Origin of the sequence: Rhizobium ecuadorense, assembly GCF_001187535.1 — a bacterium.
GTDB classification, from domain to species: domain Bacteria; phylum Pseudomonadota; class Alphaproteobacteria; order Rhizobiales; family Rhizobiaceae; genus Rhizobium; species Rhizobium ecuadorense.
The window spans coordinates 1-233 of sequence record NZ_LFIO01001382.1 but is presented as its reverse complement, the minus strand read 5'-3'; the positions used below and the strand labels follow the sequence as shown (position 1 = coordinate 233).

General features: G+C 64.4%; 1 pseudogene. It reads left to right on the top strand.

Features of this window, described 5'->3' with window-relative positions:
• Positions 1–233, top strand: a pseudogene (locus tag AF337_RS29665) (mandelate racemase/muconate lactonizing enzyme family protein); the annotation flags it as partial.

The following is a 233-nucleotide window of genomic DNA, read 5'->3' as shown; positions in this document are numbered from 1 at the left end:
ACCTTCGCATCACCGACATGCGGGTAGCCGAAATTGTCGGCGCGCCGTTCACCTCAGCGCTACTCAAGATTTACACCAACCAGGGCATCGTCGGGCTTGGCGAGGTGCGCGACGGCGCCAGCGCCACCTACGCGCTGATGCTGAAGAGCCGGTTGCTTGGCGAGAACCCTTGCGACATCGACCGGCTGTTTCGCCGGATCAAGCAGTTCGGCGGGCAAGGCCGGCAAGGCGGC